We start from the raw sequence: 14807 nt of genomic DNA on the forward strand, positions 1-14807 counted from the left end.
TCAAGTGCTCCCAAGCATACGAAGGTATTTGCGCGTATAGGACCAATTGAATATCACCGTCCAGTCATAGCGCAGCGCCTCTCGATAGTAATGCCGGGCCTCCGCCAACTCCCCAGCATTCTGGAAGGTACGAAACAGGGATAGGCAGCGCTGTGCTGCATAGGGCCGCTTGAGCCTCTGCAAAGAGGCCGGCATGCGCTTTTCCGAAAACACCTCGTCAACCAGTTTGAGCTGTGCTGCACGGGCATGGATCACGTTATGTCGCAAGCTGGTGTCGTGCTTGTGAATTAAAGCCAACGGATGGTTCAGTACTGAACATGGGTAGCGTGCCAGAACCTGAGCAAACACTGGGATATCCTCACCGCTACGCAGCGTCTCGGGATAGTTTGCCAAAGCGAACACTTCACGGTGCATGGCGCAAGCGCCATTCGAAAGGGCAATTGTCTTGTCCAGAAGATAAGCATGAACTCGAGCGCAGGCACTCGTAGGCAGCGGGCGCAGCGGATGCCTACGTTGACCGCCGTCCGTCGACACAGAGCAATGCTCGCCAATTATCATTCGAGTTTCGGGGTGACTATCGATGTGTTCGGCCAGCAGCCGTAGCGCGTTCGGCGTTAACTCATCATCGGCATCGAGGAATAGCAAAAAACGCCCTCGCGTTTGCGCGATACCGAGATTGCGCACCGAGGCCGGACCGCCATTTTCTTTATGAATTACGCGCATACTCGCGCCGGCGTGATTCTGCAGATTGTCAAGAACGGCGCGGGTGTCGTCAGTTGAACCATCGTTGATGACCAACAATTCCACTGTCGCATCAATCTGCGGCAGCACAGAGCCCACCGCACGGGGCAAAGTGTGCGCATAGTTGTACGTCGGGATAATCACCGACAGCAACAGCTCATGCTGATCGCACGGTGCAGTCATCGGGGAACACGCTCATGCTTACGGACTAAGGTTCCGAACGCCCGCTCGACCCGACCGACTCCGAGGAAACGCTTCCAGCCGTGCTTGGATACTCCCACCGATAACAGTGGCCGGACCACGGCATTCATTCCCCAGCCCGGCCGCCAGCAGAATCCATCCCGCCGCTTGCGAAACAATGTCACCACTGGTGTGCCCAGCGCCGAGGCCAGGTGCCCCACGCCAGAATCGTTACCAATCACATATCCGGATTCGTACAGGTGAGCCGCCAGCTCACAGGCATTAGCGAAGCGGGGAATCGGAAACTCGCTTCCCAGACGAGGCGACCAAAGAGCAAGCTCCTTGGGGGACACAACGAACTGAGGCTCATAGCCTTGACGCTGTAATCGTCGCGCCAGCCGCAAGTACTTCTGGTGAGGCCAGTTCTTTTTCTCACTATAAGAGCTTGGATGCAGCATGACCCTGCGAGCGTAGCGCCGGGCGCGCAATGTTGCTGGCATGACGAAGCCTGGGTCAGCGCACGCGTCGTCCAGCCCCAACCGCACATTGCAAAAGGCAACTGCTTGGTCAACCATCGAGACCCTGTCATCGTCGAGCACGCGCAGCGGGCCTGCACAGGTCGCCAGACGCTTCATCAACCGAGCCTTCTTTGGCCCGATACGCTGCTCGATCCGGTCAGAGTGATCTTTGACGTAGCAGGAATCCACCCTCAGCGTACCCACAAAAACGAAACGCTCCGCCAGCTGTGCCTGGTCGGAGTCGGCCCTAGTAACAATGCTGCCGCAATCGGACAGCACCAGATCATAGTCATCGCAAATTTCCAGGGTCCTGCCGATCTCAGGAAACGGCAACATCTCCAGCCCAGGCAGCCACTCGGCGAAGTGCGCCAGATGATTGCTTAGCATCGTCACTCGATAACCAGCACGGGCCAAGTTGCTGGCGATGACAAGATAAATCAAGCTATCACCCAGCCCCATCGAAGGCACCACCGCGATACGGCATTCGTTACGCTCAGACCTATCCGTCGCTCGCGTTCCGCGAGATGCGTATTGCACAGCCATGCTTATTCCCGGTCACTCTTGTTATTGTCAGGTTACTGCTTCACCACCAACACATCCTCCATGATCAGATACTGCAGATCCGATCCATAGAACATGTTCAGCGCATCGGTTGGAGAGCAAATCATCGGTTCTCCACGGCGGTTAAGCGATGTATTGAGCGATACACCGTTACCAGTGATCTTCTCCAACTCAAGCATCAGGTCATACCAGCGGGGGTTATGGCGCCGCTCCAGGACTTGGGCGCGCGAGGTGCCGTCCTCGTGCACCACCTCGCCGACGCGCTCCTTCCAGTCCTCGTTGACCTCGAAGGTGAAAGTCATGAAAGGACTCGGATGATCGACCTTGAGCATCTGCGGCGCGACGGTGTCGAGCATCGACGGGCAAAAGGGTCTCCAGCGTTCACGGAACTTGATCTGCTCGTTGATGCGGTTGGCGACACCGGGCACGCTTGGGCAACCAATGATCGAGCGCCCGCCCAATGCACGCGGGCCAAACTCCATGCGACCCTGAAACCAGGCAACCGGGTTGCCCTCGACCATGATCTTTGCGATACGCTGCGGCATGTCTTCGATCTGCGTCCAGGTCGGCTTGTTCGGATGGCGCGCGCATGCCGCAATGATGTCCTCATTTGAGTAGGACGGCCCAAGATAGACGTGCTCCATCTTCTCCACCGGCACGCCGCGCTGCACCGATACATAGGCCGCAGCACCAACGGCAGTACCAGCGTCACCAGAGGCTGGCTGAACGAAGAGCTCCTTGACCTCGTCGCGGGCGATGATCTTCTGGTTGAGCTTGACGTTCAACGCGCAGCCGCCGGCGAAAGCGATCTTGCCGGTCTCACGAATGATGTCACCCAAGTAATAGTCCATCATTTGCAGGGCGAGCTTTTCGAACAGCGCCTGCATCGCCGCCGCATAGTGAATGTAGGGATCGTCGGCAATATCGCCTTCGCGCTTCGGCCCTAGCCACTCGATCAGTTTGGGCGAGAAGTAATAACCCTTGCCCTTTTCCTTGTAGCGGCGAAAACCGATGACATTGGCGTAATCGGTATTGATGGTCAGCTCGCCGTTCTCAAACTTAGCCAGGCGGGAAAAATCATATTTGGTCGCGTCGCCGTATGGCGCCATGCCCATGACCTTGAATTCGCCGTCGAGCATCTCGAAACCGAGGAATTCGGTGATGGCACCATAAAGGCCTCCCAGCGAATCCGGATCGTAGAATTCTTTTATCTTGTGGATCCGGCCGTTCTCGCCATAGCCAAAGAACGTGGTTGCGTACTCACCCTTTCCATCGATGCCAAGAATCGCGGTTTTTTCCGTAAAGCCTGAACAGTGATAAGCGCTTGATGCATGGGCAAGATGATGCTCGACCGGCTCGATCTTGATTTTTTTCAGATCGAAGCCGAGCTGCTGCAGGCACCACTGGATACGCTTGTGGTAGCGCTTGTAGCGACGATTGCCGAAGAGAATGGCATCGAGTGCGCGATCGGGTGCGTACCAGTAGCGCTTGGCGTAATGCCAGCGGGCCTTCTCCAAGATGCTGATCGGCGCAAAAGGGATCGCCACCACGTCGACGTCGGACGGCTTGATCCCGGCCTGTTCCAGGCAGAACTTGGCCGACTCATAAGGCATGCGATTCTTGGCATGCTTGTCGCGCACGAATCGCTCCTCCTCCGCTGCAGCGATCAACTTGCCGTTGACGTACAGCGCCGCGGAAGGATCGTGACTGAGGGCGCCGGAAAGGCCGAGAATCGTCAATGCCACTGTAAAAAGCCTCTTGAAATCAGCTTGGAGCCTAAAGCCTGAAGCCTGTAGCCCCGCGTTGTAATACACAGCCCGTGGGCATTCTTTTCAGCCTCGGCATTCTGCTTCAGGCCGTCTTCGGTAAACGTTGATCCAGCAGACGGCACAAAACGCTATCTGCCGGCCAGTTGCGCAATAAACGGTCACGATCCTTCGCGAAAGCCTGACGGAACTTAGCCACGCTACGATGCTGACGTAGCGCATCCAGATCGATCAAAGCCCAGCAGCCATCTCGCCAGAGCAGGTTGGTGCCTTTAAGGTCCCCATGGCTGATACGCTCGCGAATCAGGGCAGCGAAAAGTTGCTCCAATGCCAGCAGTTCGCGTTCGGGGGGCGTGGCGTCCACGTAAGGCTCGAAACGCGCGATTATATCCTGCCCACTTACATACTCGGTAATCAGATAACTGCGCCCGCGCAGCCCCCAGCGACGCGTTTCGATTACGGCTAGAGGCTGGGGTGTGGCGATGCCCAGCATATCCAGACGGTGTGCTTCGACCCAGCTGTGCCAAGCTCGGGACGGCCGCCAGCAGCGTTTCAGCCAATGGGCCAGGTTCTTGATGTTGTAGCGCTTGATAACAAGCGCTTCGCCCAGCACATCGACACGCGCAACCGTGGAGCTCCCCCCTTTTTTGAGCGCTACGCCTCCGGCGAGATAGTCATCCGGGGCGTCCAAGACCGTTTTCAACTGTGCCTCACGCTCCCGGCGCACGGCCACCAGGCCGCTACCATCACGACGCACGCTAAACGCCGTGCAATCACGACCGACCTTGTTCAAATAACTGGTGAGCCGCTTCCGCCGCGCCGCTTGCACCTTGTCGAGCAACGCCTCGAGTGGAAGCGCTTGCGTGCTGTTGACCAGCAGATAGCTAACCAGCAACTCTTCGATAAACGGCTCCAGTACGGCCGGCAACTGCGCAAAGAACAGCCCTAGATTTTCCAGGGCAAGATCTCTAGACAAAGGTTGGCCTGGCACCTCTCCGAGAACGCCACCACCATCGATCAGGTACAGCTGCTGATCTCGGCGCAACAGGTTGTCCAGATGCAAATCGCTTTGCCAGAGCCCTTTTGCGTGCAGGCGGGCGATCTCCGCCAGCGCACTGTCCAGCACCGACCGTTGCCCGTCACTCAACGGCACCTGATGAGCCACCTCGAGCCAGTCGTCATGCAGGCTGCGCGCGCCCTCGAGATACTCAAAAAGCAGCCAACCGCCTGCACGCTCGTCAAAACCTTGCTCCAGCAGCGCCGGCGTAGTCATTTGTTGCCCAGCAAGCAGTTGCGCGCCAATGAGCTCGCGCTCGAAATGCTGGCGCGCTCGATCCCCCACAAGCAGCTTGGCCAGTACAGAATGCCCCCGCCACTGCGCCCGCGCCACGTAGCGCTGACCTGGCAGGACCCGAAGCCATTGTTCGATACGCAACTGGCCGGCGCCCAGCGCGACACTTAGCGGTAGCGCTGGGTTTCGTCCGGCCAGACGCATTTCGTCGAGATTCATGCCTGCGCATCCTTGTGTTGACGGCGCGTCTGAACGCGGCTCAACCAGAGATCAACCGCATGGCTGTTACCTTCCTCTTCGCCCAAATAAGCCGCTAACAGGCAGCGCAATTCATCCTCGTTCCAGAAACCGACGCGGCGAATCAAGGCCTCGAGATCGCGTATTCGCCCCCTATCAGTGAATAATGTACGGGTCTTCTCCAAGTCGATCAGACACGCCTCGTAGCCACCGGAACTCTTCCGAAGGAAGATGTGTTTTGGATAGAAACTACCGTGCGTCTCACGTGCTTCGTGCAGCTGCCGGGCTAGGCGCCCACACGCAATAAGGGCCGCCCGCTGGAGCATCGTCCCGAGTCTGCCCCACTGAGCGAGTAGGTAGCTCAGGTCTTGCCAATCATCAAGCGCACGAGTTAACAGAACGGCACGGAAGGTGCCTTGAACACGACGTTGGGCGAAAAACGCTGCACTGAGAGTCGGCACCTGCTTGCGCTGATAGCGGCGGATATTGCGAAACTCCGCCGCAAAACTCGGCTCTCCGAGAGGGTGGCGCAAACTACGCGACAGATAGTTGCTCTGCCGCTTGAGGTAATATCCGACACCACCGATATCCAGTCGGGACACACTGCTCCACCCGTCGCGAGCGGTGTTGGGTGCATCAACGGCGTCGAGTTCCAAGGCCCACAGGGCATCGAAGCTATCCAGGCCTGCCCTACGCAGGGCACCGGCATCCTCCGGCGAAATGAACTCGATCATTCGCGCCCCTCGAAATAGGTCAGTATTTTTCTGATCAACGCTTTATCGCCGGGACCAATCCGCTGGTGCTGACGGTAGAGCAGGAAGAAACGCAGTCGCTGAGTACGCGACAACGTGTATCTCGCCACTTTGTCCAGACAAGCCAAGTCTTTGACGATCCGGTGATTGAGCAGCGGGCCCCACCAGAAATCCCCCGACGGGCAATCGATAAGAAACAATTCACCCGCCTCATTGACCAACAAGTTCCGCCATTTCAAATCGTTATGGGCGAAGTGATGATCATGCAAAGCGCGCGTTGCGCCAGCTACTTGTTCGCTGACGCGTTGAACCCACCGGCGGTCCGCTAACCTAGGATCGGCAGCGCACGCCATGGCAGCCATATCCGTGGTCCCAGGCACCTCCACTGTGATCAATGCGCCACGCTGAAAGAAGCCTGCCCGTCGCTGCATACCCCAGGCGATCAAGGGTGCAACGGCAATCCCCCAATCGCTGAAATATTGCAGATTCTGCCACTCAGCCTCGACTCTCGGGCGCCCAATGAAACGCCGTAAACCTTTACCGGCAGCCCAATAGCGCTTCACGTAAAAACGCTCGCCAGCAATGCTGACCCGGATGACCTCGGATAATGGATCCCTTGCGATCCGCTCGCCATCCAGAGCGAAAACGGCATCCAGATCACCAAACGCATGAGCGACGTCAGCACTTAGCTCGCCGACGGTTTGCCAATCGCTCATTCCTGGGCTCCAGGTGCGTATTTGCGCTGGAAGCGGTTTTGCAACTGTCCGGCCTTGCGCTCCAGACGCGACAGCAGTGCCACCTCATCACGCAAGATCTGGCGCAGCGGCACTTGGAAATAGCCCCTTAGAAATCTCAATTTGTCGCGATTGGTCAGGCCGATGCCCAACGCTGAGAAATACAAACCAGCCAGGTCCTTGTCGCGCCAACGACGCGGTGTCTCGCGGCGCACCTGGGCACGATGCAGGTCGATCAGCGACAGGCGAAAATCGCTGGCGATCACCGGTTTGTCGGTATGCAGCAGGAAATGGCAGAGGTAGCAGTCGCGATGATTGACACCCGCGCGGTGCATGGTTCCGGCCATACGCGCGACCTCGGCGATCAGTGCGCGCTTGAGTCGGGGCTCAGGTGGGGCTTGTAGCCAATCGGCGCTGTAGTCCTCGAGGCTGGTCGTCGGCGCCAGCTCTTCAGTCACGATAAACGAATGCTGAGCTGCAGGATTGCTGCCGCGCTCGCCATAGGCCACCGCCGTCATTGTCGGCACGCCGACCTCGTGCAGGCGCTGGATGGCGCGCCACTCCTGTCCGGCACCGAGCACCGGCAGCTTGGCGGTCGCGAGATTCTTGACGATCTCCGCCCAGCCAATACCGCGGTGGATCTTGACGAAGTAACCGCGTCCCTGGACCTCGGTACGCAAAGTGCGCCGGCCGTCGAGCTCACGATAGACCTGGCCCTGAAGCTGCTCGACCGCCTCGAACGGGTCAACGTCCGCCCAGAGCGTCTGGAAGGGCTCGGCAAGGATCAAAATCATGGTCGCTCCGCCAGAATCACATCGGCCGCCCGTACGGGCATGCTGTAAAGGTCGGCGCGGTCAGCATAAGCCAATGCGTTGTGTGCCCAGCGATTGCGCTGCGCGTCATCGGCGAGCATCTCGGCCAGCATGCGATTGAGCTGGTTTTGATCGAACGGGCTGGACACCACGCGACCGCAGTCGGCGTCCGCGATGTAGTGGGCGTAGCCGCAGACATCGGTAACCAGCACCGGCAATCCGGCGACCAGCGCTTCCAGCAGGACCGTTCCGGTGTTCTCGTTATAGGCCGGATGGATCAGCAGATCGGCCCCGAGCAGAAAACGCGGAATGTCGCTGCGCCCCTTGAGGAACTCGACCTGACTGGACACCCCCAGCGTCTTGGCCTGCATCTGGAAGGGTTTCGGATCGTCCTGCCCGATAACGAACAGGCGCACGCGCTTTTTCAACTCGCGTGGGAGCGACGCCAGCGCCTTGAGGCTGCGGTCGAGGCCTTTGGTCTTGAAGCCGGAGCCGATCTGCACCAGCAACAGCTCGTCGCCGCCCAGTGCGAATTCGTCGCGGAACGCCAGGCGAATTTCAGCAGCATTGCTCGGCGCACGCCGATCCTGCGCAATGCCTGGCGGGAGCAGGTGGAAGCGCTCGGTGGGTGTCGCGTAGTGTTTGACGAACAGCGGCTGCTGAACCTCGGAAATCATCAGTATTTCGGTCTTTGACCGCGGTTCGAACACCGCGCGCTCGTACTCGGCGAAATGCTTGTAACGGCCCCAGCGACGATAGATCGGATTGCGCAGGGTCTGCGCCTTGTCTTCGAAACAGGGATCGGCCGCATAGTAGACGTCGAGCCCAGGCATCTTGTTGAAGCCGACCACCCGATCCACCGGACGCTTTGCCAGATCCGCCTCGACCCAGGTGGTGAAGCGCTCGTTACGGGTGTGGTTGAAGATTGCCTTGACCGGCGCGATCAGCACCTCGAAGCCGTCAGGCACCTCACCTTCCCAGATCATCGCGTAGACTCGAATGGCATGGCCGCGACGCTGGCATTCCAGTGCGATGCGCATGAAGTCGCGTTGCAGTCCGCCGAACGGGAAATACTTGTACAAAATGAAGGCCAGCTGCATCAGGGTGTCTCCGATGACCGTAACAGGGCCTTGAGTTCGCTGGCGACACGCTCGGGTGGCAAGTCGTCGAAGCAAGGTTTGTGGCGATCGCCTTTACCGGCGTTCGGGCCCGTCGCGCACAGGTGCACCTGCGAGCGGCCATAGGCGCCAACACGGCCCGGCAAGGTAGGGCCGTAAAGCGAAATACTCGGAACATCCAGCGCAGCGGCCAGATGTCCAAGCCCGGTATCGACGGCGACGCAGGCACGCGCACCGGCGATTACCTTAGCGATTCCACCGAGATTCAATCTGGGCAATACCGATACGCTATCCAGTCCCTGCGCGATACGCTCAGCACGCGCCTTTTCGTCAGCGTTGCCCCACGGCAGGCGGATCGCCCAGCCGAAATCGCTCATACGCTCGGCCAATTCGCGCCAGTAAGGTTCCGGCCAATGTTTGCTCGGCCAAGTAGTGCCGTGCAGAAACAGGAGATAGGGCTGCTCGTTGGATGTCGCCAGCAGGCTGCGATCCAGCCCGTAATCGGCAGTCGCTTCGGGGACCGAATAACCGAGCGACTGCGCGAACAGCTGCCGCACACGCTCAAGGGCATGCTGATCACGTGGCACGACGTAGCGGCGATCGTAAAAACGCGACGCCAGCGGTTCCCGCGCCGAGTCCCGGTCCAGACCGGCGACCGAGGCTTGAACGTAACGGGTCAGCCAGGCGCTCTTGAGCAGACCTTGTGCATCGATGACCAAGTCATAGCGGGCCTCACGCAGACGCGTCTTGAAGCGGCGCCATTCACCAGAACGAAGCGTTTGCAGGGGATGCTTTCGCCAACGGCGGATCGCCACGGGAATGACCTGGGCCACTGCCGGATGCCAGGCCGGAATCTCGGCGAAGCCCTCCTCCACGACCCAGTCGAACTGAATGCCAGGTATCGCGCGCTGCGCGTCGGTCAACGCCGGAAGCGTATGCACGACATCACCCAACGAGGATGTCTTGATCAACAACACCCTCACTCAACGCACCTCGACCGGCTGTGGCACCAGGCGATCCAGTGCGTCAATCACCGAACGCGGCCCGAGTTCGCGCATGCAGTTGTTGTGACCGAAACGGCAGGTGCGCTCGAAGCATGGGCTGCAATCGAGGCCCAGGCGCACGACCTCGACCTGATCGGATAGCGGCGGAGTAAACGCTGGCGAGGTGGAACCATAGACCGACACCAGCGGGCGGCCGAGAGCGGCAGCCACGTGCATCAGCCCGGAATCGTTCGAGACCACCGCCTCGGCGCACGACAGCAGATCGATTGCTTCAGCCAGGCTGGTTTCGCCGGCAAGATTGCGCGCCTCTTCGCGCAAACCAGGGATCAATCGCTGGAGAATATCCTCGCCCACGGCATGGTCGTTCTTCGAGCCGAACAGCCAAACCTGCCAGCCCTCGCGGATTTTCGCTTCGGCCACCTCGGCGAAGTGCTCGGTCGGCCAGCGCTTGGATTCGCCGAATTCAGCGCCCGGACACAACGCCAGCACGGGCCGATCCATACTCAGGTCGAAACGCACCAGCGCAGCATCGCGACTTTCAGCGTCGATGCGCAGTGACGGCCGCGGATAGGGCTTGGGCAGCTCGGCACCAGGTTCGAAGGCCAGCGCCATGAAGCGCTCTATCATCAGCGGATAGCGCTGCTTATCCAGCTTGCGCATGTCATTGAGCAAGCCGAAGCGCATTTCGCCGCGCCAGCCGGTGCGTTTGGGAATCCCGGCGAAAAACGGCACCAGCGCCGATTTCAGCGAATTGGGCAGCAGGATCGCCTGCTGATACTGGCCTCGCAGGCTTTGCGCAATGTTGCGCCGGGTCGCCATGTCCAGCACGCCGTGCCCCACCGGGAAGCTCAGCGCCTGACGTACTTCTGGCATCCGTTCGAGGATCGGCCGGCTCCACTCGGGTGCGAGCACGTCGATTTGGCAATCCGGATGGCGCTGTTTCAGGCAGACGAACAGCGTCTGCGCCATCACCATGTCGCCGACCCAGCTGGGACCCACAATCAGAATATTCATAAGCTACAAGCCATAGGCTCGAAGCTGGAAGCGAGCGCCGGGGTTATTTCAATCCGGCTTTTTGGCTTCCAGCTTCAGGCTTTATTTGACCAGCGTCCGCCACTCGGCGTGCGCATCGGTCTTGCCAGACACCAGATCGAAATAGGCCTTCTGGATGCGCTCGGTGACCGGGCCGCGACGACCAATGCCGATATTGCGGCCGTCGACTTCGCGAATCGGCGTGACTTCGGCGGCAGTGCCGGTGAAGAAAGCTTCGTCGGCGATGTAGACCTCGTCACGGGTGATGCGCTTTTCCACCACCTTGATGCCCAGCTCGTCGGCCAGGGTCAATACGGTGCCGCGGGTGATGCCGTTGAGGCAGGCGGTCACTTCCGGGGTGTAGATCACACCATTCTTGATGATGAAGATGTTCTCGCCGGAGCCTTCGGCCACGTAGCCTTCCGGATCCAGCATCAGCGCCTCGTCGGCGCCGCCTGAAATGGCTTCCTGCAGGGCCAGCATCGAATTGATGTAGGCACCGTTGGATTTGGCGCGGGTCATGCTGATGTTGACGTGGTGACGGGTAAAGGAGCTGGTGCGCACCTTGATGCCCATCTCCAGCGCCTCGTCACCCATGTAGGCACCCCAATGCCAGGCAGCGACGATCACATGAACTTTCAGGCCGCTGGCGCGCAGGCCCATGCCTTCGGATCCGTAGAAGACCATCGGGCGGATGTAGGCGCTTTCCAGATTATTCTCACGCACGGCGGCGCGGGTCGCTTCGTTGATTTCTTCCTTCGAATACGGCATCCGCATGTTCATGATGTGCGCCGAATCGAACAGACGATCGGTGTGCGCCTGCAGGCGGAAGATCGCGGTGCCAGCCGGTGTGTCGTAGGCGCGCACGCCCTCGAAAACGCCCATGCCGTAATGCAGGGTATGAGTCAGTACATGGGTGGTCGCGTCGCGCCACTGCACCAGCTCACCGTCATACCAGATCACGCCATCACGATCGGCCATCGACATTGTTGCCACCTCGGAATTCGATAAATGCTGTGTTTGCAGACGAGATCAGCTGAGCCCCAGCTCACGCCAGATGCGCATTATTGCGCGACGCTCGTCATGAAATTGATCCCCACTCACGACCCCGGGCAGTTTTTGCAGTGATTGCCGGTGAGCAGCCGCGCGGTATGCCTTGTAGGCATCCTGCAGCAGTCTGACCTCATCGCCGGTCATCAACCCGGCCTGCTCCAACCCATCGAGAATGCGGATGTTATCGGTATAGCGCAGCAGTTGCGGATGCTGGTGCGACCACGCCAAAGCCGCGTATTGCACCATAAATTCGATATCCACGATACCACCGGCATCCTGCTTGAGATTGAACTCGCCCTCCGCCTCGAACGCTTTTTCGGCTAGGCCCGCCTGTGTCGCACGGGTGCCGAGGTTGTCGCGCATCTTGGCGCGCATCTCGCTGACCTCGCGGCGCAACTGCTCGAGATCGCGTGGTCGTCCGAGCACCGCCGCGCGAACCTTCTCGAAGTCCGCCGTAAGCTGAGGGCAGCCGACCAGCACGCGAGCCCGGACCAGTGCCTGATGTTCCCAGGTCCAGGCTTCCTGGCCCTGGTAGCGGTCGAAAGCGCTCAGCGAACTGACCAGCAGTCCGGAAGCCCCGGACGGCCGCAGCCGCATGTCGACTTCGTAGAGCTGACCAGAGGTAGTCTGAGTGGTCAGCAGGTGAATGATGCGCTGTCCCAGGCGGGTGAAGAACTGGGCGCCGTCGATGGGCTTGACACCATCGGTTTCAGCGTTTGGATCGCCGTCATGGATGAACACCAGATCCAGGTCGGAGCCGTGGCCGAGTTCGATGCCGCCGACTTTACCGTAGCCGACAATCACGAACGCCGGATCGCACAAAGAGCCGTCCGCGCGCCGCGGCTGGCCGTGACGGGCCACGGTGTGCCGCCAGGCCAGTGCGAGCACCTGCTCGAGAATCGCCTCGGCGAGCCAGGTCAGGTAGTCGCTGACCTTCATCAAGGGCAACGTACCGGCGATCTCCGATGCTGCCACGCGCAGCCGATGCGCCAGCTTGAAATGCCGCAGCGCCTCCATCTGCTGCTCAAGATCGTCTTCGGGAATTCTCGCCAGCCGCTCACGTAGCTCAGCCGTCAGTTCCGGGGCCTGTGGTGGACTGAACAACCGCCCGGCATTGAGCAATTCGTCGAGCAGCAATGGAAAACGAGCGATCTGTTCGGCGATCCAGGGGCTGCCGGCACAGAGCTCCAGCAATCGCTGCAGCGCACCGGGATTTTCCGTCAGCAAGACCAGATAGGCTGAGCGCCGCGCCACGGCTTCGACCAGCGGCAGCACTCGCTCGAGCACCAGATCCGGATCATCTTGCTCGACCGCCTGCGCCAGCAAGCGAGGAATGAAGGCATCGAGCCGCTCCCGCCCGAGGCGCTGCATGGTTCGTACCTGACTACCGCCGCGCAGCGCGGCAAGACGCAGACAGGCGGCCTGGCCATCATGAAACCCCGCCTCCGCCAGCTGACGGCAGGCGAACTCTTCGTCCCAATCCTGCTCCCACAAGGGCAGCCATTCGCCACCGACGAGCGCCTCGCCCTCAGCATTTTCATCTTCGTCGGGATCAGCGATCACCTGATGGAAATGCCAGTCGATCCGACCGCGCCAATGCAACAGGCGTTCATGGAAGGCTTCCCAGGTTTCGAATCCCAGCATGAACGCGACGCGCTCACGGTCGATCTCGCTGTCCGGCAACATTTGCGTCTGGCGGTCATCGATGGCCTGCAGCGCATGCTCGGTGTAGCGCAGGAATTCATAGCCCTCGCGCAGCTCGTCGACGGCGGCCGACGGCAGGTAGCCCTGCCCGGCCAACGTTGCCAGCACCTTGAGCAACGGCCGCTGCTGCAAGCTCAGGTCGCGCCCGCCGTGAATCAGTTGATACGCCTGCGCGATGAATTCCACCTCGCGGATACCGCCGGAACCCAACTTGATGTTCGCAGCCATGCCTTTGCGTCGGACTTCCTGCTGGATCAGCTGCTTCATGCTGCGTAGCGCGTCAATGGCGGAGAAGTCGAGGTAACGCCGATAGACGAACGGCCGCAGCATATCGAGCAGCTCTTTGCCGGCCCCTTGATCACCGGCGACTACCCGCGCCTTGATCATCGCGTAACGCTCCCAGTCGCGGCCCTGGTCCTGATAGTACTGCTCCAGCGCGTTGAAGCTCAGCACCAGCGAGCCCGAGGAGCCGTAAGGCCGTAAACGCATGTCCACGCGAAAGACGAAGCCGTCCAGAGTCGGCGCATCCAGCGCCTTGATCAGTCGCTGGCCGAGACGGATGAAGAACTCCTGATTATCCAGTGACCGTTTGGCACCGACTGTTTCGCCCCCTTCGGGATAGCCAAAGATCAGATCAATATCGGAGGACAGATTGAGCTCGCGCGCACCCAGCTTGCCCATGCCGAGGATGACCATCTGCTGCGCGTCACCGCTGCGCCGTCCGGTCGGCACCCCGAACTGCTCGCAGTGGCGCGTATAAAGCCATTGGTAGGCGAGATCGATACAGGCGTCGGCCATGTCGGACAAATCGCCGCACGTCTCGGCCAGATCCGCTTGACGCGTAAGATCGCGCCAGATGATCCGCACCTGCTGCAGATTGCGAAACCGCCGCAGTTCGTGCCCCAGACTGTCTTCGTCGGCGCACTCGCGGAGTATCTCGGCAAGTGTCGTGCGCATTTCCTCGCCTTGCAGTGATCGCTCCAACAGCCCGGCCTCGGCCAGCTGCAGCAGCATGCCGGGATCTCGGCTAACCTGTTCGCTGACGAAGTCACTGGCCGCACAGACCCGGCCAAATGCCTCGCGACGCGCTGACGGCCAAGCGGCGAATTGCTGCTTCGCCTGCGCCGATGAGTCGTGAACCGCACTGAGGAACGTCTCCTCGGCACGGGTGACCAAAGATTGGAGCGACGTTGGCAATGCAACCAGTACTGGCAGGCTCATAAAAAGTTCCTTAATGCCTTGATTGGCTGCTGGAGAAGCGGAGGCGCCCGTACTAGAGCAGTTTCCGCCGGCGCCAGCGAGTC

12 protein-coding genes are annotated in these 14807 nt (G+C 60.1%); all 12 read right to left on the reverse strand.

All coding sequences use genetic code 11. The annotated features are described in order from the left end of the window. Complete coding sequence (locus UF78_RS19470) at positions 1-924, reverse strand: glycosyltransferase family 2 protein (protein ID WP_045163868.1); 924 nt, start codon at positions 922-924, stop codon at positions 1-3. Further along, on the reverse strand, positions 921-1982 hold the full coding sequence (locus tag UF78_RS22475; RefSeq protein ID WP_080890665.1) for a glycosyltransferase family 9 protein: 1062 nt from the start codon (positions 1980-1982) through the stop codon (positions 921-923). The genes UF78_RS19470 and UF78_RS22475 overlap by 4 nt, the downstream gene beginning before the upstream one ends. A 32-nt stretch (positions 1983-2014) precedes the next feature. Continuing rightward, entirely contained in the window at positions 2015-3745 is a 1731-nt protein-coding gene (locus UF78_RS19480; RefSeq protein WP_045163869.1) for a carbamoyltransferase family protein, read from the reverse strand. Positions 3746-3851: 106 nt separating this feature from the next. Further along, a complete protein-coding gene (locus UF78_RS19485; RefSeq protein ID WP_045163870.1) occupies positions 3852-5276 on the reverse strand; it encodes a lipopolysaccharide kinase InaA family protein in 1425 nt (474 codons plus the stop codon). Beyond that, positions 5273-6028 carry a lipopolysaccharide kinase InaA family protein gene (locus UF78_RS19490; RefSeq protein WP_045163871.1) on the reverse strand — a complete coding sequence of 252 codons (756 nt, stop codon included), beginning with the start codon at positions 6026-6028 and terminating at the stop codon, positions 5273-5275. Before UF78_RS19490 ends, UF78_RS19485 begins: the two co-directional genes overlap by 4 nt. Further along, positions 6025-6762: a lipopolysaccharide kinase InaA family protein gene (locus UF78_RS19495; protein WP_045163872.1), complete on the reverse strand. Its 738-nt coding sequence runs from the start codon at positions 6760-6762 to the stop codon at positions 6025-6027. Before UF78_RS19495 ends, UF78_RS19490 begins: the two co-directional genes overlap by 4 nt. Then, complete coding sequence (gene rfaP, locus UF78_RS19500; protein ID WP_045163873.1) at positions 6759-7574, reverse strand: lipopolysaccharide core heptose(I) kinase RfaP; 816 nt, start codon at positions 7572-7574, stop codon at positions 6759-6761. Before rfaP ends, UF78_RS19495 begins: the two co-directional genes overlap by 4 nt. Continuing rightward, positions 7571-8692 (reverse strand): glycosyltransferase family 4 protein, encoded by a 1122-nt coding sequence (locus UF78_RS19505; RefSeq protein ID WP_045163874.1) that lies wholly within the window; start codon positions 8690-8692, stop codon positions 7571-7573. The genes rfaP and UF78_RS19505 overlap by 4 nt, the downstream gene beginning before the upstream one ends. Beyond that, the gene (waaC, locus tag UF78_RS19510) at positions 8692-9693 is read right to left on the reverse strand and encodes a lipopolysaccharide heptosyltransferase I (RefSeq protein WP_045163875.1); all 1002 of its coding nucleotides are present in this window, start codon (positions 9691-9693) and stop codon (positions 8692-8694) included. The genes UF78_RS19505 and waaC overlap by 1 nt, the downstream gene beginning before the upstream one ends. Further along, a complete protein-coding gene (waaF, locus tag UF78_RS19515; RefSeq protein ID WP_045163876.1) occupies positions 9694-10728 on the reverse strand; it encodes a lipopolysaccharide heptosyltransferase II in 1035 nt (344 codons plus the stop codon). It abuts the gene before it with no gap. Between the two features lie 81 nt (positions 10729-10809). Then, a complete protein-coding gene (gene ilvE / locus UF78_RS19520) occupies positions 10810-11733 on the reverse strand; it encodes a branched-chain-amino-acid transaminase (RefSeq protein ID WP_045163877.1) in 924 nt (307 codons plus the stop codon). Between the two features lie 45 nt (positions 11734-11778). After that, positions 11779-14724 (reverse strand): bifunctional [glutamate--ammonia ligase]-adenylyl-L-tyrosine phosphorylase/[glutamate--ammonia-ligase] adenylyltransferase, encoded by a 2946-nt coding sequence (glnE, locus tag UF78_RS19525; RefSeq protein ID WP_045163878.1) that lies wholly within the window; start codon positions 14722-14724, stop codon positions 11779-11781. Positions 14725-14807 lie beyond the last annotated feature (83 nt).

Origin of the sequence: Stutzerimonas stutzeri (assembly GCF_000952685.1) — a bacterium.
GTDB lineage: Bacteria > Pseudomonadota > Gammaproteobacteria > Pseudomonadales > Pseudomonadaceae > Stutzerimonas > Stutzerimonas stutzeri_E.